Raw genomic sequence first — 25,012 nt, 5'->3', positions numbered from 1 at the left:
ATCCGAAAAAGGGGCACAAGGCCCCGACATTAGCGCTTGGCAGAGCGGAGTCATCTCCGCCCCATGCCTACAACTCTATCTGGCCGTCGAATACATGCTCGGCCGGGCCCGTCATATAGACCGGCTGACCCGGTCCCTTCCAGGCGATGGTCAGCTTGCCACCCGGCAGACTGACGGTGACCCGCTCCTTGAGCTTGCCCTGACTGATGCCGATCACAGCCGCCGCACAGGCGCCGGTGCCGCAGGCAAGCGTCTCGCCCACCCCGCGCTCGAACACCCGCAGCTTGATCTCGGTGGCGTTGACCATCTCCATGAAACCGACGTTGACCCGCTCGGGGAAACGCTCGTGCCGCTCCATGATGGCGCCCAGTGTCTCGACCGGCGCCTCGGCCACCGACGGCACTTCGATGACGCAGTGAGGGTTGCCCATGGAGACGACACCACACATCACAGTATGCTCTTGCGCCCGCAACAGATAGGTTTTTTCCGCCTTCTGGGCCCGAAACGGGATCTTGCCCGGCTCAAACTGGGGGACGCCCATGTTGACCGTGACCTGATTCTCCCCTTCCAGCTGCAGGATGATGCGGCCGCGGGCCGTGCTGACCGCGATGCGATCCCGGTTGATCAGCCCCTTGAGGCGCACGAAACGGGCGAAACAGCGGGCACCGTTGCCGCACTGCTCCACCTCGCTGCCATCGGCATTGAAGATACGGTAGTGAAAGTCGAGTTCAGGGTCATAGGGCGGCTCCACCAGCAACAACTGGTCGAAGCCGATCCCGAAGTGGCGATCCGCCAGCTTCTTGATGACGTCATTGCTGAAAAACACCTTCTGGGTGACGCCATCCACCACCATGAAGTCATTGCCCAGCCCGTGCATCTTGGAAAAATCTATCAACATCGTGCGTTCCTGTACCCTTTAGGCAGTAAATGCTCGCGACACCGGCGATCGGTCAACTGCTCGCGCGTTCAACGCACACAGAGACGCGTCTGGACCATCCCATCGCCATGGTGCCTTCCTGTTTTCAGGGCAGTAGATGCTCACCGCGCCAGAGATCGGCCAACTGCTCGCGCTCTCTGATGAGGAAGGATTGCGTGCCATCCACCAGCACCTCGGCCGCGCGCGGACGGGTGTTGTAGTTGGATGACATGGTAAAGCCGTAGGCACCGGCGGAGCGAACCGCCAGCAGGGAACCCTCGCCTATGGCCAGGGTGCGCTCCTTGCCGAGGAAGTCACCCGTCTCGCACACCGGGCCCACCACGTCGTACAGCGCCGGCTCATGGGCCGTGCGGCTGTCCACCTCTATGATGTTCATCCAGGCGCCGTAGAGGGAAGGGCGCAGCAGATCGTTCATGCCGGCGTCGATCAGCGCGAAGTTGCGGGTCTCGCCAGGCTTGAGGAACTCGACACGGGTCAGCAGCACGCCTGCGTTGGCGACGATGGCACGGCCCGGCTCGAACAGCAGGGTCAGATCCCGGCCCGCCAGCTTCTGCTTGAGCGCCTCGGCATATTCGGTGGGGTGCGGCGGCTGCTCGGCGCCATAGTTGACCCCGAGCCCGCCGCCCACGTCCAGGTGATGGATCTGGATGCCTTCGGCGGCTAGCTCGTCGATGAGCTTCAGCAGCTTGTCGGCCGCCTCCATGAAGGGCGTCAACTCGGTGAGCTGGGAGCCGATGTGGCAATCCACCCCCTTGATCTCTATGTTGGCCATGGCCGCCGCCTTGCGATAGATGGCGGGCGCCTGCTCGATGGGAATGCCGAATTTGTTCTGCTTGAGGCCGGTGGATATGTAGGGATGAGTCCCGGCATCGATGTCGGGGTTGACCCGCACCGAAACCCTGGCCTTCTTGCCCATGCTGCCCGCCACCCGGTTCAGACGCTCCAGTTCGGCTTCCGACTCCAGGTTGAAACAGAGGATCTCTTTATCCAGCGCCAGCCGCATCTCGGCTTCGCTCTTGGCCACGCCGGAGAAGACCACCTTGGCCGGATCGCCGCCCGCCGCTAGTACCCGCGACAGCTCGCCGCCGGAGACTATGTCAAACCCCGAGCCCAGGCGGGCCAGCAGGTTGAGCAGCGCCAGGTTGGAGTTGGCCTTGACCGCATAGCAGATCAGATGGGGAATATCGCCTGCGGCCTGATCGAAGGCATGCCAGTGGCGTTCAAGGGTCGCGCGGGAGTAAACGTACAGCGGAGTGCCGTACTGCTCGGCAAGTTGTTGCAGCGAGGTGTGTTCGGCCTGAAGCTGGCCGTCGGCGTCGTAGTTAAAGTGATCCAAGGGGCGGTTCCTTCCTGAATTATTGCGGCGCGGCCTCTGGGGCGGCTTCGGCGGTCGCAGGCGTCTGTGCTTGCGGTGTACTCTGGGTCTGGGGTTGCTCGGGGGGCGGCATGTAAAGCGGCCCCGTCAGGCCACACGCGGCCAAACCAAGAGACAGAAGAGTGGCAAGCAGACACTTGGTAAGCTGGGTAATCATAATGGTTCGCTGCGAAAAAATTTTTGGCCCTCTATAATCGCACTCACATTGTTAAAAGCAACAGGATAAACCGATGAAGGATCACGAGTATCACGCCCTGACCGACGCCTTTTTCCAATATGTGGAAGACACTGTCGACGCAGGATATCCGGATATTGATTGTGAACGCGCCGGGGGGGTCTTGACCCTGTCGTTCGAGAACAAGACCAAGGTCATCATCAACAAGCAGGAACCCCTGCACCAGATCTGGGTCGCCACCCGCGAGAACGGTTTCCACTTCGAGCTGCAAGGGGAAACCTGGATCGACAACCGCTTCGGCCATGAGCTCAAGGCCCTGCTGACCAAGGCCTGCACCACCCAGGCGGGTGAGGCTGTGGTATTCCCATGATCGACCTACATCCGCAGAACGCTCGCCACGCCGTGATCTGGCTGCACGGGCTGGGGGATTCCGGCGCGGGTCTGGCACCGCTGGTGGATGCGCTGGACTTGCCTGCCGGCCTGCCGGTGCGCCATCTGCTGCCCGATGCCCCCGAGCGCGCCATCACCATCAACATGGGCTACAAGATGCGCGGCTGGTACGACATCAAGAGCTTCGACGATCCGGCGGACCGCGCCGTGGAGTCCCATGTGCGTGAATCCGCCGATCGCATCGCCGCCCTGCTGGATCAGCTGGTGGCCGAAGGCTTTGCTCCCGAGCGCATCCTGCTGGCCGGTTTTTCCCAGGGTGGCGTCATCGCCTCCTTCACCGCCCTGCGCCATCCGGCACGGCTGGCCGGGCTGCTCTGCATGTCCACCTATCTGGCGGCGCCCGACGCCCTGCTGGCGGAGATGAGCGAGGCCGCCCGCAGCCTGCCCATCTGCTACATGCACGGCATCTATGACGACGTGGTGAGCCTCTCCATGGGCTGGGACGCCAAGAACCGGCTGGAAGCGGCAGGGCTGACGCTCGAGTGGCACGAGTACCCCATGCGCCACGAGATCTGTCGCCCCCAGCTTGACGACATCCGCAGCTGGCTGCTGGCCCGCCTCGCGGACTGAGCAGGCTCCGGATAGCCAAACGGCCTGCATCTGCAGGCCGTTTTTATTTGGCAGGTTCGAGGAGCCGCGTCAGCAAGAGGGCCTTATCGGCCACCCCATGCCCGACCCCTGATGCTACCCCGTCGCCGAGCCCAGTTCACGGGCCTGGCCTGCGCCGTCACGCAGCGGTCCCTGACTGCGGTAGGGGATCACCTCCAGCTCACCGTTGACCTGCACTATCTCGTAGTACTGGGGCAGGTTGAAGTTGCTGAACTGGCCCGCATCGCTGAAACGCTCGTGGCTGGAGGTGTAGAAACGGTTCACCCCCTGCACCAGCTCATCCTTGTTGCCGGCGAAATGCTGGTAGATCTCCACCCGGTTCGCCTCATCCAGGATATAGATGTTGGTCCCCGCATCCCGGGTATCGAAGAAGAACTGCACCAGCCCTTCGCTGGCGTAGGAGTCGACGATACCGGGCAGGTGCTGGCTGTGGGTCTTGTCGAGCCGCAGCGGCAGGTGATCCAGCTTGTTGTGGGAGATGTGACGGTAGAAGTCGATGGCGTTTTCCAGCTTCTTGACCGACACCCCGCGCCGCTCGAAGAAGATGCCGTACTTCTCCTTGCCGAGGGCGAGCGTCTTGACCAGCTGCTGCTTGTCACGGGCGAGGCGCAGCTCGATGCACTCGGCCACCAGCTGCTGGAAACGGGTCCGCACCAGGGAGCGGAAGTGCTGGCTGTAGCAGAACACCTCTATCATCTCGGGGGCGGCGGCATCCTGGTGCATCTTGCCGAGTATGGTGGTGAGGGCATCCACCACGGCTTCGTCACCTTGGAAGTGCAGGGTGCGGATCTCGCTCCAGGAGTTGCGATAGACCAGATCCACCGATCCCACCAGACACTCCAGATTGCGGCCGAACGAGAAGACGTCGGCAGCATTGGCGTCGAATTCGATCACCTGACCCACCCAGTGGCTGGTCGGGTCCGTCTCCAGGTTGAGGAAGATGGAGAGCTGACGGATCTCGCACGGACGGCTGAGGGCCAGGTTGGTGGCGCGGGGATACTTGACCGGGAAGGTGCCGGACAGGTCACGACAGAACTGGTGCAGGTTGTCTATGTGCAGATCCGAGCCCTGATTGAACAGGTGCACCCGGGACTGGGGCGTCAGCAGGCCGTTGAAGTAGGCCCAGGAGACCAGCTTGCTGATGTAGCCGTTATATTCGAGCGGTGCCCGGCCTATGATGTCCGCCGGCTCCAACGAATGTTTGTAGAGATACCAGCCGGCACGATTCAGCCTGCCATGGGGCACCTGCACCAGGCTGAGATCCGGTTCGCTCAGATCCGGCGCTATGGTCAGGTTGATGCGCTGCACCTTACCCGGCAGGCTCTCGAACGCGGCGTAGAGCTTGCGCGACAGTATGCCGATGTCTTCCGGGTTGATGGACTCGCTGATGTTGTTGCGCCGGGCAAACTGAATCAGGTTGCGATAGCTCTGCATCAGGGCTTCCAGCAGCTCGGCGTGGGCCACCTTGACGTCCTCGACCTTCCACTCCTGGCGGTGATCCAGATGATGCAGCCGCTCCGGGCTCCAGCCCCAGTAGGCCACCAGCTGGGTCATCTGCTCGCGGCGCCAGGCCGGGGAGTGATCCTCCTTCGGATGGCTCAGGCCGTCACACACTTTCAGATAGAAGCAACGTCGCACCAGATCGAGTCGCTGCATGTCGCCGATGGACTTGAGGTAGTTGGTCACCTTGTCCAGCATCAGGCAGTAGTTGTCGAGCCGGTAGTGCATGCCCTCATTGTGCTGGAACCAGTCGCGGCTGGTGACAGACAGCAGGCGGGTGTTGGGATACTCGTGGGAGTAAGCCTCCATCAGCACCGACTTGAGCACGGCTTTGTAAGGGGAGTCGATGCCCTTATAGAGCTGCCACAAGGCGGAGCCGAAGTACTCCTCGGCGGGAATGCGGTCGAAGCCACCGAGATCGAGCCAGTCGTCCTGGCTAAGCTTGCCGTGGGCAAACAGGCCGTTCACGTATTCGTCGTAGCGATCGTCATACTCGGCAGGCACCAGATACCAGAGCAGGCGCTTGCCGGCGATCAGCATGGCGCTGCGGTAGAACTCGTCGAGCAGCAGCAGGTGCTGGGCGCTGCCGCAGCTCTCCCCCTGCATCTGGGCATCGTTGCGCTGGCGGAACTTGTCCTCGGGGATCAGGAAGAAGTTGAGATCCACCCCGCGCTGCTCGGCCCACTTGGAGAGTTGCTGGCACTTGAGATCCAGCAGCTCGAGCCGCTCCTGCGACAAACCGGCCACGTGGCAGACCCAGATATCGAGATCCGAGTGGCAGCACTGGCCGATGGACGAGGTGCTGCCCATGGAGTAGAGCCCCTGGATCGACTTGTCGTGGGTAGTGAGGCCGTTCTGGCAGTTGGCGTTCTGGCACAGATCCTGGATGAAGGCCTGCTGGGCCTCGTTGGCGGTAAAACTCCAGATGCCGTGGGGCACATCGCCTGCCACATAACCGGGCAACAGGGGATGATTGAAGTGCAGCATGACGGGCAGCAGCTGGAAGACCTGCTGCCCATAGCGACTCATGAGACCTAACGCCCGTTGCGTCTTGAGACGATTGAGTTCGTCGTAGCGCGCCACCAGCGTATCGAGTTTTACCAGCAATGCCCTGCCTATACCGAGGTAAGAAATGACGCACCAAAACGGGGAGACGTCAAAAAAGTGTGATCATGTTAACAATGCAAACAGCGGTGGTAAACAAGCCCGCACTGAATCACCGGATTATTTATGACTGGCAGCTGAACAGTATCAATGGAAAGCAATAAAAATTAGTAGATTCAATGAATTAATAAATTAATTCAACTTAATGAAAATCATTTTCAGCCCCCCTTTTTGAGCTTGGCCCCGCTTTTGCTGGCTGCGCCATGAAAGCCCCTGCAAAGGGTGGTAAGATCGTTTTCCTTCTAAAGATGAAACAACTGATTGATATGGCAGCCCGAACCCTGAAAATTGCCACTCGCAAGAGCCCATTGGCCCTGTGGCAGGCCAACTTCGTCAAAGACCGGCTGGAAGCCCTGTACCCAGAGTTGCAGGTCGAGCTGGTACCCATGAGCACTCAGGGTGACAAGATCCTGGATACCCCTCTCGCCAAGGTGGGCGGCAAGGGGTTGTTCGTCAAGGAGCTGGAGACCGCCATGCTGGAGGGACGCGCCGACATCGCCGTTCACTCCATGAAGGATGTGCCGGTGGAGTTCCCCGAGGGACTGGGTCTGCACACCATCTGCGAGCGCGAAGATCCGCGCGATGCCTTCGTGTCCAACCGTTTCAGCCAGATAGAGGCGCTGCCGCAAGGTGCCGTGGTCGGCACCTCCAGCCTGCGCCGTCAGTGCCAGCTGCGCGCCGCCCGCCCGGATCTGGTGATCCGCGACCTGCGCGGCAACGTCAATACCCGTCTCGCCAAGCTGGATGCCGGTGAATATGACGCCATCATACTCGCCGCCGCCGGCCTGAAACGGCTGGAGATGGCACATCGCATCACCGCCTTCATCGAACCGGAACAGAGCCTGCCCGCCAACGGTCAGGGGGCGGTCGGCATCGAGTGCCGGCTCGACGATGAGGAGCTTCACGCCCTGCTGGCCCCGCTCGAACACGCGGAGACCCGGATCCGGGTGCTGACCGAACGCGCCATGAACCGCGCCCTGCAAGGGGGCTGTCAGGTGCCCATCGGTGCCTATGCCCTGGTACAGGGGGAGGAAGTCTGGTTGCGCGGCCTGGTGGGCAGCCCGGATGGCAGTCAGGTGGTCCGCGACGAGATCCGCGGTCCGCTGGCCGATGGCGAGGCGCTCGGCCACACCCTGGCCCAGCGCCTGCTGGCGGCGGGCGCCGACGTCATACTGGCCGAGGTCTACCGGGCATGAGTGCGGGCCGGGCCGGATCATGGCCACAACCGCCGAGCGCTGCCTGATGATCCCGCTGGTGGTGCGCCCGGCCGCCCAGACCGCCGAGCTGGTGCAGCTGTTGCGCCGGCACGGCCACGCACCGCTCTGCTGTCCGCTGCTGGAAACCGTGGCGGGCAGCGAACTCTCTCGCCTGTCCGAACTGCTGCCCCAGGCAGACATAGTCATAGCCGTCAGCATGCATGCAGTTCATTTTACTCACCATTTTCTGTTGCAAACTGGTCAGACCTGGCCACATATTGACTACTTTGCAGTCGGTCAGGCCAGCGCGGACGCCTTCGCCGATGCAGGCATATCGGCGAGCTGCCCGGACGATCCGCGCAGCGAAGGGCTGCTGGCCCTGCCCGCCCTGCAACAGGTGAGCGGCAGGCGGGTGCTGATCCTGCGCGGCAATGGCGGCCGGGATCTCATCGCCCGGACGCTGGCCTCACGCGGTGCTCTGGTGCACTATTGTGCGGCCTATGAGCGCCACTACCCCGAACTCGACGGGGACGCATTGACTCGCCACTGGCAGGCGGCCGGGCTCGACAGCCTGCTCATCACCAGTGGCGAACTGTTGCAGCGGTTGCTGGAACTGGTGCCAAGCCAGCAGCAACCCTGGCTTTATGACCGCCTGTTGGTGGTGCCCAGCCCCCGCGTGGCCGAGATGGCCGAGGCGGCGGGCTTTACCCGAATCACGATTGCCCAAGGTGCATCCAACCAGGCCCTGACGGCCGCTCTGGAACTGAGGAAGATGGAATGACTGAACAACAAGAAACCCAGGTCAAGCCCCAGCCGACCGCCGTGGTCAACGGCGGCAAGAGCCGTTCCGGCGCCCTGCTGGGCGGCGTGGCCATATTGCTGGCCCTCGGCCTGACCGGCGGTCTCTACCTGCACGGCCACAAGAGTGCTGTGGCCCAGCAGGGGGAACTGGATCAGCTCAAGCTGCAGCTGGCCGAGGCCATGAGCAAACTGGATCAGAGCAACAGCAAGGAGAGTGAGCAGCTGGCCGCCGTCGGCAAGCAGCAGCAACTGCTGCAAGACGAGCTCAAGGGCCTGCAGAACCGGGTGCTGGATCTCAACGACAAGCGCCCCAACGACTGGATGCTGGCCGAATCCGAATACCTGGTGCGCATGGCGGGCCGCAAGCTGTGGCTGGAGCATGACCTCATCTCCGCCATCACCTTGCTCGGCAATGCCGACGAGCGGATCAAGGCGCTCAACGACCCCAGCCTGATGCCCATCCGCAAGGCGCTGGCGGCAGACATAGCCCAGCTCAAGGGGATGCCCAGAGTCGATCGCGAAGGGCTGACCCTGAAACTGGCCGCCCTCTCCGATCAGATAGAGCTGCTACCGCTCTCCACCGTCAGCATGCCGGAAGCGAAAATCGAGCCGGATCAGGCCGTCAGCACCAACCCGGACGAGTGGGAAAGCAACCTGAAGAAGAACTGGGTCAAGTTCACCGAGAACTTCATCACCATACGTCGCCGCGATGGTGCCGTGGAGGCCCTGCTCTCCCCGCAGCAGGAGATCTTCCTGCGCGAGAACCTCAAGACCAAGCTGCTGCAAGCCCAGCTCGCCGTCTACCGCGAGCAGCAGGCCCTGTATGACGACAGCCTGGAGAAGGCACAGCGCTGGCTGACCCAGTATTTCGATACCGACAACAGCGCGACCCACTACATGCAGTCCGAACTGGACAAGCTCAAGGGTGAGCAGATCCAGTTCGACTATCCGGATCGCTTCAAGACCCAAGCCATGCTGGAAGAGGTGCTGACCGAGCGCCTGCAACGCATTCTGGCCAGCAACTGAGGAGGGCACCATGATTCGTCTGATTGTTCTGGTGGCCGTGATGGTGGCGGGGCTGATATTCGGTCCGCAAGCCTCCGGCAACAAGGGGTATGTGCTGATCGCCCTGGGTAACTACACGGTGGAGTCCTCGGTTACCAGCGCCGTGATCCTGGCCGTGCTCTTCTATGGCGCCCTGCTCATCGTCGAGTGGGTGCTGGGCCGGGTGTTCGGCCTGCGTCGCAAGACGCTGGGCTGGTACGGCTCACGTCGACGCCGCAAGGCCAACCAGCAGACCGTGGCCGCCACCCTGGCCATGGCCGAAGGTCACTACAGCCAGGCCGAGAAGCTGATGCTCAAGGGCGCCAGCAACAGCGACACACCGCTGCTCAACTACCTGAGCGCCGCCAAGGCCGCCCAGGCCCGTGGCGATGACGTGCGCCGGGATCAATACCTGCAAAAAGCGCAGGAGGAGAACCCCAAGGCCGAGCTGGCGCTGACCCTGACCCAGACCCAGTTGCAGATAGAGCAGGGCCAGTACGATACGGCGCTGGCCATGCTGGAATCCGTCTATGCCCTCAATCCGCGCCACCCCATGGTGCTGGATCAGCTGCGTCAGGTACACCTGGCGCGCGAGGACTGGGCGGCCCTCATCGACCTCATCCCCGCCCTGCACAAGGTGGGCAAGCTGACCCCCAAACAGGAAGAGGATCTGCTGCATCAGGCCTGGCGTGGCCGGCTCAAAGCCGCCAGCGACGCCCTCGATACCCTGCGCCCTGTCTGGCAGGATCTGCCGCGCAAGCTGCGCCAGGATCCGGATCTGCTGGCCTGCTATGGGGATCGGTTGCGTCAGCTCGGTGCCGACAACGAAGCCGCCGAGCTTTGGCTGGATGCGCTGCGCAAGCAGGTCTCCCCCCAGTTGCTGACCCGCCTGCCCAGACTCAAGCTCGACAACTACCAGCCCATGCTGACCCTGTTGCAGAAGATCCAGGATCAGCCGGGTGTCGACGCCGCACTGGCCCAGACCTATCTGCTGGCCGGCCAGCTGGACGAAGCCCAGCGACTGCTGGAGCAGGCTGTGGCCAAGGCACCGAGTGCCGCCGTCTACCACGCCCTCGGCCAGGTAATGGACAAGCGCCGGCTCACCAACAAGGCCAACGAATACTATCGGCAGGCCCTGCAACTGGCCGATGTCTGATCCTGGTCCCTGCGCCAGAAGCACCAACAAGAGAGGCCGCAATTGCGGCCTCTCTTTTATCTGTTCTGCTCTGATTGTACGCCGCAGCCCGCTTATGCCGTCAGCCGCTCCAGCTCACCTATGAGCCAGATGGCCTCCTCCCTGTGATAGCCGCACACATCCGGCATGGGTCTAAAACCGCTGCACACCAGAGGGCGATCCGGCTGGTCGAAGATCTTGCAGCCCAGCCGCACATCGAGCTGGACGCAGGGCACCCCGGCCGGTTTGCCGGCGGGCATGCCCGGAATGGCACTGCTGATACTGGGGGCAATGCAACAGGCTCCACAACCTTGACGACATTCCATGTAACGCTTTCCTGTGCGTGGCGAACCAGTCTATCAAAGGGCCGCGATTCCCCTTAGCCTTATCCCCCGCGCCCGTGAAATAGTGGCCAGTCAGGGGGCTCTGTCAGCCCGCAGACAACAAAAAGCCCGACGGCGGCAGCGGTCGGGCTTTTTATGTTGCAACAGCAGGTTCAACCCACTCTCATCAGAGAATGATGTCGCGCACCACGCTGTCTTTGCGATCCAGGAAGTGGATCGACTTGATGCGACGAATGGTGCGTGACTTGCCACGGATCAGCAGGGTTTCCGTGGTCGCCATGACGCCATCGCTGGTGATGCCATCCAGCAGATCACCCTTGGTGATGCCGGTGGCCGAGAAGATGACGTTGTCATTCTTGGCCAGGTCTTCCAGCTTGAGCACCTTGCTCAGGTCTATGCCAAGCGCCTCGCAGCGGGCAATTTCCTGCTCGCCCAAGGCACGCACTTCCGGGCTGTCGCCCTTGACCTTGTGACGGGGTATCAGGCGAGCCTGCATGTCACCATCCAGCGCACGGATCACCGCCGCCGAGATCACCCCTTCCGGCGCGCCGCCGATGCCATACAGCATGTCGACTTCGCTGTCCGGCAGACAGGTGAGGATGGAGGCGGCCACGTCGCCATCGGGAATGGCAAACACCCGCACGCCCAGTCCCTGCATCTCCTTGATAGCCTTGTCGTGACGCGGCTTGGCCAGGGTGATCACGGTCAGGCGGGAGAGCGGCTTGCCCAGCGCCTTGGCCACGGCCTTGAGGTTCAGCTCGAGGGCCTGATCCAGGTCGATGGCACCCTTGGCCTTGGGACCCACGATCAGTTTTTCCATGTACATGTCGGGCGCCTTGAGGAAGGAGCCCTTGTCGCCGACTGCCAGCACGGCCAAGGCGTTGGCCTGGCCCATGGCGGTCATGCGGGTACCTTCGATCGGGTCGACCGCGATATCCACGGCGTCGCCCAGACCCGTGCCCACCTTCTCGCCTATGTAGAGCATGGGGGCTTCGTCAATTTCACCTTCGCCGATCACAATCTCACCATCGATCTGGATCTGATTGAGGATATGGCGCATGGCCGCTACGGCCGCCCCATCGGCGATATTCTTGTCACCACGTCCGAGCCACTTGTAGCCAGCCAGTGCAGCCGCTTCCGTCACTCGGGAAAACTCGATTGCCAGTTCACGTCTCATCGCATATCCAACCTTTGGAGCTCGAAAACGGGCGGCATTCTATCACAAGGGCAAACCTTTGCGCGCAAAAGTGGCGGATCGCCACACAAATCACGGCCCTTCACCAAACTGACATCAAATCGCCACCGACACGTCACTTGAGTGTCACCCCGCTGTCATCCCCCTCGCCTAGCATGGCCCCGTCTTTAAAACAAAAGCTTGCAACACAAGGGATTAAGATGAAAAAGCTGACTGTAGTGGCACTGGCTCTCACCGCGGCCTTCCAGGCACAAGCCGTTGAAGTTTATAAAAATGACACCACCACCCTGGATCTGTACGGCCGCATCTATGCCGGCCAGTTCTTCGGTGACAAGAAGGAAGGGGTCGACACCACCCATCCGAACGGCACCCAGGAGTACAGCGACAAGCAGGGCGCCAACCAGTTTGTCCGCTTCGGCGCCAAGGTGGATAGCCAGATCAACAGCCAACTGAAGGCGCTGGCCCAGTACGAAGTGCAGATGTACATCAACGACAGCGAGAAGACCATCAGCGAGAACTCCGACAACCTGCGCACCCGTCTGGCGTTCGCCGGTGTCGGCGCCGACTGGGGCAACATCACCTTCGGTCGCCAGAAGGGGGCCCCCGGCTTCCTGGCCGACTGGACTGACGTCTCCCTCTCCGATGGCTACGGCAACGAAGCCCTCGGCGCCAAGACAGATACCTTCGCCACCAACCGCGCCGGTTCAGTGCTGAAATACTCGGGTCTGTTCAACGGCTTCCAGGTCGACACCAGCTACAAGTTCGATGGCGGTGACACCGAAGAGACCACCAGCAAGGACAGCGATGCCGCCTACGGCGCCGCCGTGGCCTACACCTTCCCGTTCAACCTGGCGCTGGGTACCGCCTACAACGTGGGTATCCGCGACAAGAACGGAGAAGAGGATGCCAAGCTGTGGCTGCTCTCCGCCAAGTACGACAACAAGGCCGTCTATGCCGCCCTGAGCTATGCGGACGGCACCGACTTCCTGGCCACCGGCAAGGATCACACCGGCTGGGAAGGGGCACTCGGTTACAACTTCGAGAACGGCTTCGGCCTGATGGCGCTGTGGAACAAGCAGAAGGTGGAGCAGGACGGCAAGAGCGATTACGACTCCATCGACTACTACACCCTGGGCGCCCAGTACAAGTTCAACAAGAACCTGCGGGTCATCGGCGAGTACCGCATCAACAACCTGGACAGCCAGGAGAGCGGCAAGCTCAACGTCAAGGATGACTTCCAGCTGGCAGCCCGTTACGACTTCTAATCTCGGCTCTCAGTCAGAAAACAGCGCGCCGGCTTATGCCGGCGCGCTTTTTGTTGGCCCGCAAAGGGATGCAGGCCAGCCGCCGTCCGGCTCATGATCTAGGCTCAACAGAACCACGAAGAGGAGATCATCATGCCGTTACGCCTGCTCATCTGCTGCTGCCTGCTGCTCGCCCTTCCCGTTCAGGCGCTGACCATCGCCATGGTGCTGTGGCGCGGCGAAACGGATGCCGAACGGGGCTTTCGTGCCGAATTGATCCGGCTCGGCCATCAACCCACCTTCGTCACCTTCAACGCCAATCAGGATCGCGCCGCCTTCGCGACCCAGCTGCGTCAGCAACTGCTGCCCTCCCTCGCCGACTACGACTACATCTACTGCTTCGGGACCACGGCCACGACCATGGTCAGGAGTCTGATCGGCGATCGCAAGCCACTGATCTTCAACATAGTGTCTGACCCCGTCGGGGCCGGGATCCTGTCGGAAGACAAGGCGGACAACCGGATGGTGGCCGGCACCAGCAACCTGGTGCCCATGGCGCTCCAGCTCGCCAACGCCCGCCAGCACCTGCCCACCGACAAGGGACTGCTGCTACCCTTCAACCCCCGCGAGCAGAACACCCTGCTGACCGGTGAACTGCTGCTGCGCGAAGCCAAACGCTATCAATGGGATCTCACCACCTGGCGCATAGCGCCTGACAAGCGGCGGCTGGCCGGCGAGCTCAAGCGTCTGCAACAGGATGCCCGTCAGCGCATCGTCTTCCTCGCCGCCGACAGCTATCTGCTCTCCATCGCCCCCGAGCTGCTGGCCGCCCTCAACGAGGCGGGCATCCCCACCATCTGCAGCGCCGAGCTGTTTGTCGAGCACGGCTGCACCGTCGGCACCATCAGCAGCTATGAAACCCTGGGCCGGATGACGGCCAACATCATCCACCGCAACCTGCAGGGCACGCCGCTGCAAGACATTCCACTGCAGACGGATCCGGCCCCCCGGCTGGTGCTGGGCAAGCAGCTGGCATCCGCCGACAACCAGGGCACCCAGGGCCGCTGACCACCCGGCCTCCTCCATGGGCCCCAAACCGCCCCTGACACCCAGTGGCACGGCGCTGCCGGCCGTTGCGCTCCATCCGATCCCCTTGCCAATGTTCATCACATCTTTATGTTGCAGAGCTAATGAAAATCAATATCATTAGCATCCTCTCGCAGGAGAGAAACCAATAATTATAAATAAATCAATAAGTTCAGACCATCAGGTCGCTTCCTCAAGAGTCAACACGCAACATGTACACACCCAATCACCCACGCGCCCTGCTGGGCGTCGCTCTGCTGGCCCTGAGTGCCGGCGCCCGTGCCGAAGACGAGACCATGACGGTCGTCGGCAAACGCAGCCAGCATGAAGAGGTCGCCACCGCGACCCGTACCAACACCCCGGCCAAGCTGGTGCCGCAGGCCATCGACACCGTCAAGGCCAGCGAGCTGACCGCCTTCGGCCAGCCCACCCTGAGCGAGGCCCTGACCGGCATCCCGGGCGTCAACGCCAGCGGCGACACCCGCTTCGATGGCGTCAACATCCGCGGCTTCAGCGCCAGCAACGACTTCTATCTGGACGGTTTTCGCGATGACATGCAGTACACCCGCGACCTTGGGAACATAGAGCGGGTCGAGGTGCTCAAGGGCCCGGCCGCCGTGCTCTATGGCCGCGGCAGCACGGGTGGCATCATCAACCGGGTCAGCAAGAAGCCGCTGAAGGGGCAGGAGTCCAGCGTCAGCGCCCTGGTCGGCAGCTTCGACAACCGGCGGCTGGCCGCCGACCTCAACGGCGAGGCGGGTGAACGGGTGCAGCTGCGCCTCAACCTGGCTCAGGAGGACAAGGACAGTTTCCGCGACGGCGTGACCAGCAAGCGCACCCTGCTGGCCCCCTCCGTCAACTGGGAGATCAGCGACAGGCTGAACTGGCTGGTGCAGTACGAGCGCAACGAGCACGACCGCACCCCGGATCGCGGCATCCCCGGCGTCAATGGCCGCCCGGCCGACGTGCCGAAGGAGTACGTCTACAGCGACACTCGCCGCGACTTCATCGACGATGTGGCCCAGTCCACCCGCTCCCGCCTCAGCTGGGACATCAACGATCAGTGGCAGCTGCGCCAGCAGCTGGGCTACACCAGCCTCGACAGCCAGTTCGACAACACCTATGTCACCAGCGTCAAGGGCGACCAGGTGACCCGCTCCCGCTGGCAGCAGGATCTCAAGGCCAACAGCCTGATCAGCAACACCGAGGCCGAAGGCCAGCTGCAGACCGGCCCCGTCGAGCATCGCCTGCTAATCGGCTTCGAGCAGAACTGGCAGGAGCGCACCCCCAAGCTCTACCAGAACGCCACCGCGATCCCGGCCGGCAACCTTTACGATCCTGGCTCACTGCCCACCTATGATGGCGCCATGAAGCTCTCCAGCGACGCCAACCACAAGGTGCGCGGCTACGGTCTCTACCTGCAGGATCAGCTCAGCCTGGGCGACTGGCATCTGCTGGGCGGCCTGCGCCGCGACGACTTCACAGTCACCAGCCGCCGCAACGACCTCAACAAGGAGGAGACCGTCTCTGTCACCAGCCTGAGCCCGCGGCTGGGGCTGGTATGGAATCCGCTCGAGGAACACGCCTTCTACACCTCCTACAGCAAGACCTTCACTCCGGTGGGCGGCGAGCTGATCGGCATCACTCCGGGCGACAAGAACAACAGTCTGGATCCCCAGCACACCCGGCTGTACGAGGGCGGCGTGAAGAGCGACTGGCTGGATGGCCGGCTGGCGACCACCCTCTCCGTCTACCGGCTGGAGATGTACAACAAGCGCAGCAAGGATCCGCTGGATCCCACCAAGGTGATCCTCACCGGCCTGCAACGCACCGAGGGCATAGAGCTGAGCGCCCGCGCCCAGCTGACCGACGAGATCTACCTGCGCGGCGGCATCGCCATCCAGGACGCCGAGCAGGTCAAGGCGGATGCGGATCTGCAGGGCAAGCGGCCGATGAACGTCTCCCGCCAGAACGGCCAGCTGTTCGCCGGCTACCAGAGCGGCAAGCAGGGCTGGTTCGGCGAGACAGGGGTGACTGCGGTGGGCGATCGCTTCGCCGACAACGCCAACACCACCACGCTGCCCGGCTATGCCCGTTTCGATGCCCGCGCCGGCTACCGCTGGCAACAGTGGGAAACCCAGTTGAGCGTGGAGAACCTGACCGACCACGACTACTTCGTCAGCGCCACCAGCGCCTCCCAGATCATGCCGGGCACGCCCCGTCAGCTGAATCTGAGCGCCGCCTACCGCTTCTGATCCCACCCTCTTCCCTGATCTCTCTGGCCAGCCCTCGCTGGCCAGATTTTTATGAAGCGCAACCGATGAAACGCAGAAGACTCCCCCTTCACAACAACAAGTGGGTGCGCCGCATCCACGCCTGGGCCGGCTTTGCCACCCTCACCCTGATGCTGCTCTACGGCCTGACCGGCCTCTGGCTGCAACACAGGGCCGTGCTGCCCATCCCTGGCCCCCACACCGCCAAGTCGAGCGAGGAGATAGGGCTGGACGCGCCGCTGGCCAGCCCGGACGAGCTGAAAACCTTGTTGCAACAACACTACCCGGACAGTTTCGAGGAAGGCCGCGCCATGATCACCCCGGCGCAGACCCTGCCTACCCCGGCGGGCCCCCTCACACTGCCGGCCCGCTGGGAGATGCGCGGCATCACCCTCAGCCAGAGCCTGGCCGCCAGCTATGTGGAGGGCACTCTGCTGGTGCGCACCGAGCGGCAACAGGCCAACTTCGCCGCCAGCCTCAACCGGCTGCATCGCGGCATGGGCACAGGCCTCTCCTGGCAGCTGTTCGGCGATATGGCGGCACTGGCCATGTTGCTGCTGGCTCTCACCAGTTTGCTGATGTGGAACAAGCTGCACGGCCCGGCCGGTCGCGGCATAGCCCTGCTGCTGCTCGGGGCCCTCGCCACTGTGCTGATTGCCCTGCTCTAGCGCGTTTACCGACACCAAAACGAGATCCGGCGCCCACGGGGGGTAACCTTGCCCGCACCCGAGGTAACAAAAGGTAAGCGGGTGCCGATGGGGGTCACACTTGTCGGCGCCATGACTGGATGGGGGCCGCTCGCGGCTGTTAGGGTGCGGCCAGAATTCCTGGCGCCAAGAGGTATCATGCGCATCTCCAGCATAGAGTGCGGGCGAGTAGTGGCCATCATGGCCGTGATGACCATTCACCTCTCCCCCTTCAGCAATCCGTTCGATCCCGCCCTGTGGGACGGCACCCTCTACTTCTGGTTGGGGGGCGTCATCAACCAGCTGTGCCGTTTCGCGGTGCCGCTCTTCTTCCTGTGCGCCGGCTACTTTCTGCAACCCGCCCTCGCCGCAGGCAACCCCATGGCGGTGGCGCTGCGCTACTGCCGCCCCCTGCTGGGGCTCTGGCTGTTATGGAGCCTGCTCTATCTGCTGATCCCCTTCAACCCGCCGGCGGCACTGAGCGACGGCTATCTGCCTGCCATGGCGAGCCAGTGGCAGATGCAGCTGGGGGATCCTCTCAACGCCTGGTGGGTGGGCGGCATGATCCATCTCTGGTTCCTGCCGGCCCTGATGCTGGCGGTCTTGCTGCAGGCACTGTGTCATCGGATTGGGCTGCCCCGACTGGCGCTGGTGCTCGGTGTGCTGCTCTACCTGCTGGCCCTGCTCGGCGGCTCCTATGGCCAGCCGCTGCTGGGGGGGGAGTGGGCCCTGCTGACCCGCAACGGCCCCTTCTTCTCGCTGCTGTTCGTGGCGCTGGGCGCCGAGCTGCGCTTTCGCGCCTGGCAGCCGGATGCCAAGCGCAGCGCCCTGCTGCTGATCGTGGGGATGGCACTCTACACTCTGGAAGCCTGGGGCCTGCTGCACTGGGCCTCGGTGCCCCTCAGTCGCCACGACTTCCTGCTCGGCTCGCTGCTCTGGGGCCTGGGCCTGTTCGGCCTGTTGCTGGCCAACCCGGGCTGGGGCCAAGGCAGCTGGCTGGAACGCCAGGCTCCGAAAGTGCTCGGCCTCTACTGCCTGCACATGATGCTGGTGGTGTGGCTGATGATCTTTGGCCCGCAGGGTAAGTTGCTCTGGTGGGAATTGCTGAAGGTACCGGCCTTGCTCGCCCTCTCCCTGTTCGCTTATCGGCTGCTGGCGGCAACCCCGGCCAGCCGTAGCTTGCTGCGCGCCCGCTGACGAGAGACATCTGAAACGGAGGGAGAGGAGACGGGAGCAATGCCGATCCCTCCCTGCTCGTGGCTGAACGGTTGGTTCAATTTTTATTCATCGCGGATAGATAAACTCCGGGTCTCCTTAAACGCGAACCCAGGAGTCATCATCCCATGACGTTGTTCACCAAAACGCTGTTCACCAAGAAATCCGGCCTTGTCCTCGTTCTGCTCGCCGCCAGCGGCTCCCTCAGCGCCGCCGAGATTGCCAACAACAACATCACCGAAGCCGAGATCAAGGCCGCGCAGGATGCCTGGGGCAAGGCCCTGATCCAGATCAGCGATGACTACCGCAGCGGTGGCATAGCGAAGGCCAAAACGACGGCCACTGCCGTGCTCGACAGCGCCTACGGCTACAACAATGGCCCTGTCCTGTTCAAGCCCACCCTGGCCGGGGGCGAACAGACCTTCCGCCTCAACCAGGAGGGGGCGCTGGCCTACTTCGTCGGCAACAATCAGGCCTACCCCGCCGACACCGGCTTCGCCCTCAAGAACTGGAAAAGTTACAACTACGACAACGCCGCCGTCTACATCAACGGCGACATGGCCCTCACCATGGGCAAGGTTCACCTGATAGACAGGGACAACAAGGAGACCACGGTCGACAAGACCTGGGGCTTCAAGAAGGGGGACGACGGCAAGGTGCGCATAGTGCTGCACCACTCCTCCCTCCCCTACGCCGGTTAAGCGGCAACAGGCGACCCGCGGGTCGCCTTTTTTGTTATGGGGGCGCCACTTTGGCCAACCGCCGGGTGACGGCCAGGCTGGCGCTGTTACCATACCCCTCTTGTGACGAATCCAGACGAGACACCCATGCAGATCCGCTCCTTCACCCCGGCCGACACCGAGGCCGTCCTCGCCATCTGGCTGGAAGCCTCTTTGCAGGCCCACCACTTCATCGACCCGGCTTACTGGCACGCCAACCTGGCGCCGATGCGGGAGACCTACCTGCCCGCCGCCGACTCTTATATGCTCTGGCAAGATGGCTCTGCGCTGGGGTTTTATTCCCTGTATGAAGAGACCCTGGCCGCCATCTTCGTTGCCCCGCAGCAGCAGGGACGCGGCTATGGCAAGGCCCTGCTGGCCCACGCCAAACGGCAGCGGCCGGCCCTGCGACTGCAGGTGTACCGGCAGAACCTGGCCGCTTGCGACTTCTATCTATCTCAAGGCTTTCAGATCGAGAGTGAACAACGGGATCCCCACACCGGCTGCGCCGAGTGGGTGATGGTCTGGTCGGCGCCAGACTAACCCCGTTCGATGGCGGCTGAGTGTGGCTCGCTCGCCGGGCCATCCCCGGCCCGCACCAGCAGGTCGGCGTGGCTCAGCGCGAAGTCGTGAATCTGCTGGAGCAGGGGCAGCAGGGCGACGCCAAGCGGGCTCAGGGCGTACTCCACCCGGGGCGGCACATCGGGATGGAGGGTGCGAATGATGACGCCGTCGCTCTCCAGCTCCTTGAGCTGGGCGGTGAGCACCTTCTGGCTCACCTCGGGCAGGCAGCGGCGCAGGTCGCCAAAACGCAGGGTCTGGCTGCGCAGATGAAACAGGATGGCCGGTTTCCATTTACCGGTCAGCAGCCGCAGCACCTGGTAGGCGGGGCAAGGGAGTGGGGACACGTGATGGCTCGCGAGTGGTTACTTTGCGGTAACTATGCCACGAAAAGGTGCCTTCTTGCAGACAAGATGCCGGCTTCCTATGATGCGGACTCTGTCACTCCATCCGCACGAGAGGTGCATCATGCCCAGTTTGCTGCAAATCCATTTCAATTTCCCCGCCGAGCAGATGGGGCCGGCACTGACAGCCGCCGCCATGCCGCTGGCCGAGTCCATCAGCCGGGAGCCGGGCTTCATCTCCAAGATCTGGACCGAGAACCCGCGCACCGGCGAGGCGGGGGGCATCTATCTGTTCGAGGATGAGGCCAGCGCCCTCGCCTACGCGACAATGCACGAGCAGCGGGTGCTCGCCATGGGCGCCAGCGCGGTGCAGTACAAGCTGTTCGACGTCAACGAGCCCCTTAGCCGGATCACCCGCGGCATTGCCTGACAGGGCACGTCACAGGGCTGGCATCAAAACCTCAGGGTCAGGCCTATATTGGCCTGCCACTGGGTCACCAGCTCGCCGCGCACCTTGAACACGCAGTTATCCGGGTTGCAGAGGAACTGGCTGTTGTCGTTGACCAGGGTGCCGTAGCCGCGCACCTCGGCCCGCAGCGCCAGACGCTCGGTCAGACGCGGCTGTACCCCGAGCGCCAGCGACATTGAGGGAGCCACCTCGCTGTCGTAGGCGGCGAAGCGCGTCGCCCCTATGCCGGCGCCTATGTAGGGAGCCATCAGGTTGTCCGACAGGGTGAGGGCCCCGGCGAAGTGCAGCGTGTCCACCGTCAGCCGCTCCGACTGATCCGGGGAGAGGCGGGTGGATTGGTGGCTGTAGAGCAGCTCTATCATGCCGGGGTCATCCACCTCCTTGCTGATGAACAGGCCCCAGCTGCCGGAGCCCTCCCCCTGCAAGGATTGCAGCTGGGTGGAGACTGGCATGGGCTGCGGGTCATCGTTTGCCTCAAAGTCGATGGACGAGCTGTAACCGAAAAATGGCGTCACCTGCCAGCCAAGCCCAGCCTCGCCGTCGGCGCTCCAGGCCTGCCCCAGCGGCAGCAAGAGCCCCATCATCATGATCCCTGCTCGTTTCATCGCAATCCCTCTGCTTGTGCACCAGTGCCCACCAAGCATATCAGAGCCCCCTGACCCCCATCCTAAACCTGGCCTGTATCAACCCATTTTCGCAGGGAGGATCACACTCTGTTGCCACGACCATCTCCCGCCACCACCCCGCTCATCGCCGCTGCCGTTATTCATCGGGGATTAACCTCTGCCACGTATGCTGGCGCGCAACCGGTTCATGGTGAGCCGGTTCAAGTCACCAGAAGGACATACGGGAATGGTTGCCGCGCAACTCAAAGACCCACAACACAAGCTCTCCGACACCCTGCGGGCGACCGCCCACGCCATCGAGGAGAGCCATATCAGCCTGCGCCAGATGCTGGCCCTGGTGGGTGAGCAGGGCATGCTGCTGTTTTGCGTGCTGCTCACCGTGCCCTTCCTGCTGCCGGTCTCGATCCCGGGCGTCAGCACCCCGTTTGGCCTGCTGATCCTGTTTATCGGCATCGGCATCACCCTCAACCGGGTGCCCTGGCTGCCCGCCATCCTGATGGAGCGCCGCTTCGCCGCCGATCAGCTCAAGCCGACCCTGCACAAGGGCGCCGACCTGCTGGCCCGCATCGATCGCTTCATTCGCCCGCGCCTCCTGCTGCTGACCGGCAGCGGCACCATCAACCGCTGCAACGGCCTGCTGCTCATGCTGGCGGCCCTGCTGCTGATGCTGCCGCTCGGGGCCATTCCCTTCACCAATGCCATGCCCGCCTGGGCCATCTTGCTGCTGGCCATCGGCATGCTGCAGCGGGACGGCCTGTTCGTCGCCAGCGGCTACCTGCTGGTCAGCGCGACCCTGGTCTGGTTCAGCGCGCTGGCCATAGGCCTGCTGATGGCGGGGCAGAGCGTCTCGACCCTGCTGAGCTGACGACGCGGACATGAAAAAGGGGCGACCAAGTGGTCGCCCCTGTTGTTTTGCGCCGTCTCTCGCTCGTCAGAGCAGATCGTAGATGAGGGCCGAGATGGCGAGCAGCCCCACCACCATCACGAACAGTGTGCTGGGGCCGCGATAGCGCGCGAGCGCCGGCAGGCGATAGATGGAGCAGGCCGGCAGCAGGAACAGGATCACAGCGATCAGCGGTCCGCTCACCTTCTCTATGATGTCCAGCACATTGGGGTTCAGATAGGTGATGATCCCGGTCACGACAAACAGGATGACGGACGAGACCCGGGCTATGGTGGTCTCCCTGAGGGAGAGCCCCAACCCCTGACAGGCACCGCTCACCATGCTCACAGTTCCCTCGCTCACCCCCATGGAGGTGCCGAGGAAGGATTTGGACATGGCCAGAATGGCGATGAGCGGACCCACATAGGCGATCAGCGGATTGGAAAACTTGTTCGCCAGCGCCGACAGCACGGAAATATTGTCGGTGCGGGCCAACGCCATTTCCGCCTGACTCAGACTCATCACGCAGCTGATGACAAAAAACAGCACGCTGCCGCAGATCAGCAGGCTGCTGCACTTGATGATGCGCTTGCTGCGCACGTCGGCGCTCACATGGCAGCGCTTCTTCTGGGCGGCGGTAAAGGAGGAGATGATGGGGGCATGGCTGAACGAGAAAACCATCACGGGCACTATCAGCCAGAGGGATTTCCAGAAGGCGGGATCGCGCCACTCCACCGCCTGACTCTCGGTGAAATAGGAGAGGCTCCACTGGGGCAGCAGATAAATGGAGATGCCGAGCAGGAAGGCGACCATGGGCAGCGCCAGCACGCTGATGGCCGACACCACCACCTGTTTGCCGGTCAGCAGGATCAGGTGCAGACCCAGCATCACAGCCAGCACTAGCCAGCCACGGCTCAGCACTGCGCCCCCCAGCTGATGCACCATGAAGCTCTCGATGGCATTGGTGATGGAGATGCTGTAGACCAGAATGATGGGGTAGAAGGCCATCAGATAGACCAGCATCAGCAGCTTGCCCGCCTTGGCACCGAAGTGCTCCTCCACCACATGGGTAATATCCCCTTCCCGATGGGAGCTGGACAATACCAGGCGACTCAGCGCTCGGTGGGAATAATAAGATAGCGGGAATGCCATCAATAATATAAACAGCAAAATAACCGGGGAATTACTGCCCACGGTAATAGGGAGAAAGAGTGTACCAGCACCGACTGCAGTGGCATATAAGCCCATGGTCCATACCGAATCACTTTTCTCCCATTTCAACTTTGAAGCTGGGTTCTTCTTTTCAGCAATAGCAATACTCATTGCGATATACACCTTATTTGTCTGTCATCTTTGTTATTTTATTAGCCCGTGTAATAGGCGGGTGATATGTCTGTGCACATCACCAGATTGTAGAAAAAGCAAACCCGCCAGCGGTCAATAAGACAGCCAATATGAAACGGGAATGTCACGCTACCATCGTTGAAATCGCCATAAAGGTCAAGGTTAATAATTCATGACTGTTTGAATAGAATTGTTTCAAAAGACAATGAGATGTATCATTTTGGTCTCAATATGACCAGTTCATTCCCGGCTGATAACATAAGACAAAACCTCTGCGCGTTGTCCAACAACATGAATAAAATCAGCAATCAGGCCGATAATATTAGCACCATCAAACCGGGAATATCATCGGAATAAGCGAGTCATATTTCGACCCAATTGACATCGGTGTCATTGATGGATTTTACCGATATAAATCAACTTGTTTCATGCAACAAGTACAGTCCCCGTCATCAGGTTGCCGGGCAATGAGCAACCCGGTTGCGCCCCGCCCGCTTGGCCCGATACAACCACTCATCGGCACGCGCCAATGCCAGGTTGATCTCTTCCCCCGGCGTCACCAGAGTCGTGCCCAGACTGACGGTGAAGGCCACTGGATCAGGCGCCAGAGCCTCCACGGCGGCACGGATCCGCTCCGCTATCATGCATAGCTCTGACTCACCCAGCCTTGGCAACAGGATCAGAAATTCTTCGCCACCACTGCGCACAAACAGGTCTTCGCTCCGCAACTGGGCCGCCACGCACTCGCAGAAACGCTGCAACACCCTGTCACCCTGCTGATGGCCGAAGCGATCGTTGATCTGCTTGAAGTGATCTATATCCAGCATGATGAGGCCACTGCACTCGGGGTTCACCCTTTGCTGCTGGCAGTGTTCAAAGAAGAAGCGGCGGTTGTAGAGGCCGGTGAGCTGGTCGGTCTCGCTCTGCAGCTTGAGCCGCTGCTGCAGCTCGTACTGGCGGGTGATGCTGCGGGTCACCCAGGCCACCGCCCGCTTGCCATCGTAACGAGATGGCAGCGGGGCTATCTTGCCCTCGAACCTCTGCTCTCCCTGCGGCCCCACCGAGGAATCGATCCCCACCACCTCCACCGCCGCCAGGCCGTACTCCACCACCTGCACCTGGCCCGAACTCAGGGCCAGGGCAACTTGCTCCATCACCCACTGCGCCATGTCGGCGGGCAGCACATCGGCCAGCCGCTTGCCCGCCAGCGGATTGCCATCCTGATAGGATTGCTGCTCCACGCCGCCTATGTATTCGATGTAGTAACCATCCTCGCTCAGGATGAAGACAGGATCAGGCAGCTGGGCCATCACTTCGTATAGTTGTTTGACCGAGAGAGCCATACCATTTCCTTAATCCGATTGCCGAGAAGCGAGCGCCAGACTTGCCACCTGATCCCGATTATCGTCCCCAGGCTGGCTCTGGGCCAATAACGGATCCTGTCATTGATAGATATTAATCAATACATTCAAGAAAATAAGATGCGCAGTCAGTTTGGGTCGGATGAAAAACAGGCAATAAGCCAGACTCGTCGGCTGCGGCACGCGGATATTCAAGCCACCTCACAGGCCGTGCGTGCGCAGATTGTTTCCCGCCCC

The 25,012-nt window shown here is 62.1% G+C and carries 25 protein-coding genes; 15 read left to right on the top strand and 10 right to left on the bottom strand.

Features of this window, described 5'->3' with window-relative positions:
- Positions 1-67: 67 nt before the first annotated feature.
- The 3 genes from dapF to lptM all read right to left on the bottom strand — a co-directional run bounded on the left by dapF (position 68) and on the right by lptM (position 2,469).
- Positions 68-898, bottom strand: a complete 831-nt coding sequence (gene dapF / locus AACQ95_RS00690; protein WP_042868747.1) for a diaminopimelate epimerase — start codon at positions 896-898, stop codon at positions 68-70.
- A gap of 124 nt (positions 899-1,022) precedes the next feature.
- Positions 1,023-2,273, bottom strand: a complete 1,251-nt coding sequence (gene lysA / locus AACQ95_RS00685; protein WP_241280201.1) for a diaminopimelate decarboxylase — start codon at positions 2,271-2,273, stop codon at positions 1,023-1,025.
- A 19-nt stretch (positions 2,274-2,292) separates the two neighbouring features.
- Entirely contained in the window at positions 2,293-2,469 is a 177-nt protein-coding gene (gene lptM / locus AACQ95_RS00680) for an LPS translocon maturation chaperone LptM (protein WP_017408874.1), read from the bottom strand.
- Positions 2,470-2,542: 73 nt separating this feature from the next.
- Between lptM and cyaY the strand changes: the two genes are divergently transcribed.
- Together cyaY and AACQ95_RS00670 are read left to right on the top strand one after the other, a co-directional pair.
- Positions 2,543-2,857: an iron donor protein CyaY gene (gene cyaY, locus AACQ95_RS00675; protein ID WP_042868743.1), complete on the top strand. Its 315-nt coding sequence runs from the start codon at positions 2,543-2,545 to the stop codon at positions 2,855-2,857.
- Positions 2,854-3,507, top strand: a complete 654-nt coding sequence (locus AACQ95_RS00670; protein ID WP_241280199.1) for an alpha/beta hydrolase — start codon at positions 2,854-2,856, stop codon at positions 3,505-3,507. Before cyaY ends, AACQ95_RS00670 begins: the two co-directional genes overlap by 4 nt.
- A gap of 114 nt (positions 3,508-3,621) precedes the next feature.
- Here AACQ95_RS00670 and AACQ95_RS00665 read toward each other — a convergent pair whose 3' ends face one another.
- On the bottom strand, positions 3,622-6,153 hold the full coding sequence (locus tag AACQ95_RS00665) for a class I adenylate cyclase (RefSeq protein ID WP_043134973.1): 2,532 nt from the start codon (positions 6,151-6,153) through the stop codon (positions 3,622-3,624).
- Between the two features lie 323 nt (positions 6,154-6,476).
- Here AACQ95_RS00665 and hemC point away from each other — a divergent pair, with 323 nt between their 5' ends.
- From hemC to AACQ95_RS00645, 4 genes are read left to right on the top strand one after another with little or no spacing between them, the layout of a single operon-like run.
- Positions 6,477-7,406: a hydroxymethylbilane synthase gene (hemC, locus tag AACQ95_RS00660; RefSeq protein WP_241280197.1), complete on the top strand. Its 930-nt coding sequence runs from the start codon at positions 6,477-6,479 to the stop codon at positions 7,404-7,406.
- 46 nt (positions 7,407-7,452) lie between these two features.
- A complete protein-coding gene (locus AACQ95_RS00655) occupies positions 7,453-8,187 on the top strand; it encodes a uroporphyrinogen-III synthase (protein ID WP_241280258.1) in 735 nt (244 codons plus the stop codon).
- Entirely contained in the window at positions 8,184-9,233 is a 1,050-nt protein-coding gene (locus tag AACQ95_RS00650; RefSeq protein ID WP_043556963.1) for a uroporphyrinogen-III C-methyltransferase, read from the top strand. Before AACQ95_RS00655 ends, AACQ95_RS00650 begins: the two co-directional genes overlap by 4 nt.
- Before the next feature lie 10 nt (positions 9,234-9,243).
- On the top strand, positions 9,244-10,407 hold the full coding sequence (locus tag AACQ95_RS00645) for a heme biosynthesis HemY N-terminal domain-containing protein (RefSeq protein WP_241280195.1): 1,164 nt from the start codon (positions 9,244-9,246) through the stop codon (positions 10,405-10,407).
- 92 nt (positions 10,408-10,499) lie between these two features.
- On the opposite strand, the gene AACQ95_RS00640 is transcribed toward AACQ95_RS00645, so the two are convergent.
- Together AACQ95_RS00640 and glpX are read right to left on the bottom strand one after the other, a co-directional pair.
- Entirely contained in the window at positions 10,500-10,751 is a 252-nt protein-coding gene (locus tag AACQ95_RS00640; RefSeq protein WP_043556964.1) for a YkgJ family cysteine cluster protein, read from the bottom strand.
- Positions 10,752-10,935: 184 nt separating this feature from the next.
- A complete protein-coding gene (gene glpX, locus AACQ95_RS00635; protein ID WP_043134967.1) occupies positions 10,936-11,946 on the bottom strand; it encodes a class II fructose-bisphosphatase in 1,011 nt (336 codons plus the stop codon).
- Between the two features lie 218 nt (positions 11,947-12,164).
- On the opposite strand from glpX, the gene AACQ95_RS00630 reads away from it, so the two are divergent.
- The 7 genes from AACQ95_RS00630 to AACQ95_RS00600 all read left to right on the top strand — a co-directional run bounded on the left by AACQ95_RS00630 (position 12,165) and on the right by AACQ95_RS00600 (position 19,730).
- The gene (locus tag AACQ95_RS00630) at positions 12,165-13,229 is read left to right on the top strand and encodes a porin (protein ID WP_043134966.1); all 1,065 of its coding nucleotides are present in this window, start codon (positions 12,165-12,167) and stop codon (positions 13,227-13,229) included.
- A gap of 132 nt (positions 13,230-13,361) precedes the next feature.
- Positions 13,362-14,276 carry an ABC transporter substrate-binding protein gene (locus AACQ95_RS00625; protein ID WP_043134964.1) on the top strand — a complete coding sequence of 305 codons (915 nt, stop codon included), beginning with the start codon at positions 13,362-13,364 and terminating at the stop codon, positions 14,274-14,276.
- Positions 14,277-14,506: 230 nt separating this feature from the next.
- Complete coding sequence (locus AACQ95_RS00620) at positions 14,507-16,549, top strand: TonB-dependent receptor (RefSeq protein WP_241280193.1); 2,043 nt, start codon at positions 14,507-14,509, stop codon at positions 16,547-16,549.
- A 65-nt stretch (positions 16,550-16,614) separates the two neighbouring features.
- The gene (locus AACQ95_RS00615; RefSeq protein WP_241280191.1) at positions 16,615-17,235 is read left to right on the top strand and encodes a PepSY-associated TM helix domain-containing protein; all 621 of its coding nucleotides are present in this window, start codon (positions 16,615-16,617) and stop codon (positions 17,233-17,235) included.
- Between the two features lie 177 nt (positions 17,236-17,412).
- Positions 17,413-18,450, top strand: coding sequence for an acyltransferase family protein (locus tag AACQ95_RS00610; protein ID WP_241280189.1), 1,038 nt, complete (start codon positions 17,413-17,415; stop codon positions 18,448-18,450).
- Between the two features lie 146 nt (positions 18,451-18,596).
- Positions 18,597-19,169, top strand: a complete 573-nt coding sequence (locus tag AACQ95_RS00605) for a hypothetical protein (RefSeq protein WP_043134959.1) — start codon at positions 18,597-18,599, stop codon at positions 19,167-19,169.
- 126 nt (positions 19,170-19,295) lie between these two features.
- Entirely contained in the window at positions 19,296-19,730 is a 435-nt protein-coding gene (locus AACQ95_RS00600; protein WP_241280188.1) for an N-acetyltransferase, read from the top strand.
- Here AACQ95_RS00600 and AACQ95_RS00595 read toward each other — a convergent pair.
- Positions 19,727-20,095, bottom strand: coding sequence for a winged helix-turn-helix transcriptional regulator (locus AACQ95_RS00595; RefSeq protein ID WP_241280186.1), 369 nt, complete (start codon positions 20,093-20,095; stop codon positions 19,727-19,729). The two genes, AACQ95_RS00600 and AACQ95_RS00595, sit on opposite strands and share 4 nt — an antisense overlap.
- Before the next feature lie 121 nt (positions 20,096-20,216).
- On the opposite strand from AACQ95_RS00595, the gene AACQ95_RS00590 reads away from it, so the two are divergent.
- A complete protein-coding gene (locus tag AACQ95_RS00590) occupies positions 20,217-20,522 on the top strand; it encodes a monooxygenase (protein WP_098980932.1) in 306 nt (101 codons plus the stop codon).
- A 23-nt stretch (positions 20,523-20,545) separates the two neighbouring features.
- On the opposite strand, the gene AACQ95_RS00585 is transcribed toward AACQ95_RS00590, so the two are convergent.
- Complete coding sequence (locus AACQ95_RS00585) at positions 20,546-21,166, bottom strand: outer membrane beta-barrel protein (RefSeq protein WP_241280184.1); 621 nt, start codon at positions 21,164-21,166, stop codon at positions 20,546-20,548.
- 247 nt (positions 21,167-21,413) lie between these two features.
- Here AACQ95_RS00585 and AACQ95_RS00580 point away from each other — a divergent pair, with 247 nt between their 5' ends.
- A complete protein-coding gene (locus AACQ95_RS00580) occupies positions 21,414-22,052 on the top strand; it encodes an exopolysaccharide biosynthesis protein (RefSeq protein WP_042868709.1) in 639 nt (212 codons plus the stop codon).
- Between the two features lie 66 nt (positions 22,053-22,118).
- Here AACQ95_RS00580 and AACQ95_RS00575 read toward each other — a convergent pair whose 3' ends face one another.
- Both AACQ95_RS00575 and AACQ95_RS00570 read right to left on the bottom strand, forming a co-directional pair.
- Positions 22,119-23,171: an amino acid permease gene (locus AACQ95_RS00575; RefSeq protein ID WP_241280183.1), complete on the bottom strand. Its 1,053-nt coding sequence runs from the start codon at positions 23,169-23,171 to the stop codon at positions 22,119-22,121.
- Between the two features lie 695 nt (positions 23,172-23,866).
- Positions 23,867-24,757 carry a sensor domain-containing diguanylate cyclase gene (locus AACQ95_RS00570; protein ID WP_241280181.1) on the bottom strand — a complete coding sequence of 297 codons (891 nt, stop codon included), beginning with the start codon at positions 24,755-24,757 and terminating at the stop codon, positions 23,867-23,869.
- Between the last annotated feature and the right edge of the window lie 255 nt (positions 24,758-25,012).

It is taken from the genome of Aeromonas sp. MR19, from assembly GCF_963899305.1.
Classification (GTDB): Bacteria; Pseudomonadota; Gammaproteobacteria; order Enterobacterales; family Aeromonadaceae; genus Aeromonas; species Aeromonas bestiarum.
Note: the sequence above shows the minus strand (reverse complement) of the source record. Positions and strands in the feature narration are given on the sequence as shown.

Bases quoted from the DNA above. Each gene is read 5' to 3' on its own strand.
- dapF (WP_042868747.1), bottom strand. From the start codon at position 898: ATGTTGATAGATTTTTCCAAGATGCACGGGCTGGGCAATGACTTCATG.
- lptM (WP_017408874.1), bottom strand. From the start codon at position 2,469: ATGATTACCCAGCTTACCAAGTGTCTGCTTGCCACTCTTCTGTCTCTT.
- cyaY (WP_042868743.1), top strand. From the start codon at position 2,543: ATGAAGGATCACGAGTATCACGCCCTGACCGACGCCTTTTTCCAATAT.
- AACQ95_RS00670 (WP_241280199.1), top strand. From the start codon at position 2,854: ATGATCGACCTACATCCGCAGAACGCTCGCCACGCCGTGATCTGGCTG.
- hemC (WP_241280197.1), top strand. From the start codon at position 6,477: ATGGCAGCCCGAACCCTGAAAATTGCCACTCGCAAGAGCCCATTGGCC.
- AACQ95_RS00655 (WP_241280258.1), top strand. From the start codon at position 7,453: ATGATCCCGCTGGTGGTGCGCCCGGCCGCCCAGACCGCCGAGCTGGTG.
- AACQ95_RS00650 (WP_043556963.1), top strand. From the start codon at position 8,184: ATGACTGAACAACAAGAAACCCAGGTCAAGCCCCAGCCGACCGCCGTG.
- AACQ95_RS00645 (WP_241280195.1), top strand. From the start codon at position 9,244: ATGATTCGTCTGATTGTTCTGGTGGCCGTGATGGTGGCGGGGCTGATA.
- AACQ95_RS00640 (WP_043556964.1), bottom strand. From the start codon at position 10,751: ATGGAATGTCGTCAAGGTTGTGGAGCCTGTTGCATTGCCCCCAGTATC.
- glpX (WP_043134967.1), bottom strand. From the start codon at position 11,946: ATGAGACGTGAACTGGCAATCGAGTTTTCCCGAGTGACGGAAGCGGCT.
- AACQ95_RS00630 (WP_043134966.1), top strand. From the start codon at position 12,165: ATGAAAAAGCTGACTGTAGTGGCACTGGCTCTCACCGCGGCCTTCCAG.
- AACQ95_RS00625 (WP_043134964.1), top strand. From the start codon at position 13,362: ATGCCGTTACGCCTGCTCATCTGCTGCTGCCTGCTGCTCGCCCTTCCC.
- AACQ95_RS00620 (WP_241280193.1), top strand. From the start codon at position 14,507: ATGTACACACCCAATCACCCACGCGCCCTGCTGGGCGTCGCTCTGCTG.
- AACQ95_RS00615 (WP_241280191.1), top strand. From the start codon at position 16,615: ATGAAACGCAGAAGACTCCCCCTTCACAACAACAAGTGGGTGCGCCGC.
- AACQ95_RS00610 (WP_241280189.1), top strand. From the start codon at position 17,413: ATGCGCATCTCCAGCATAGAGTGCGGGCGAGTAGTGGCCATCATGGCC.
- AACQ95_RS00605 (WP_043134959.1), top strand. From the start codon at position 18,597: ATGACGTTGTTCACCAAAACGCTGTTCACCAAGAAATCCGGCCTTGTC.
- AACQ95_RS00600 (WP_241280188.1), top strand. From the start codon at position 19,296: ATGCAGATCCGCTCCTTCACCCCGGCCGACACCGAGGCCGTCCTCGCC.
- AACQ95_RS00590 (WP_098980932.1), top strand. From the start codon at position 20,217: ATGCCCAGTTTGCTGCAAATCCATTTCAATTTCCCCGCCGAGCAGATG.
- AACQ95_RS00585 (WP_241280184.1), bottom strand. From the start codon at position 21,166: ATGAAACGAGCAGGGATCATGATGATGGGGCTCTTGCTGCCGCTGGGG.
- AACQ95_RS00580 (WP_042868709.1), top strand. From the start codon at position 21,414: ATGGTTGCCGCGCAACTCAAAGACCCACAACACAAGCTCTCCGACACC.
- AACQ95_RS00570 (WP_241280181.1), bottom strand. From the start codon at position 24,757: ATGGCTCTCTCGGTCAAACAACTATACGAAGTGATGGCCCAGCTGCCT.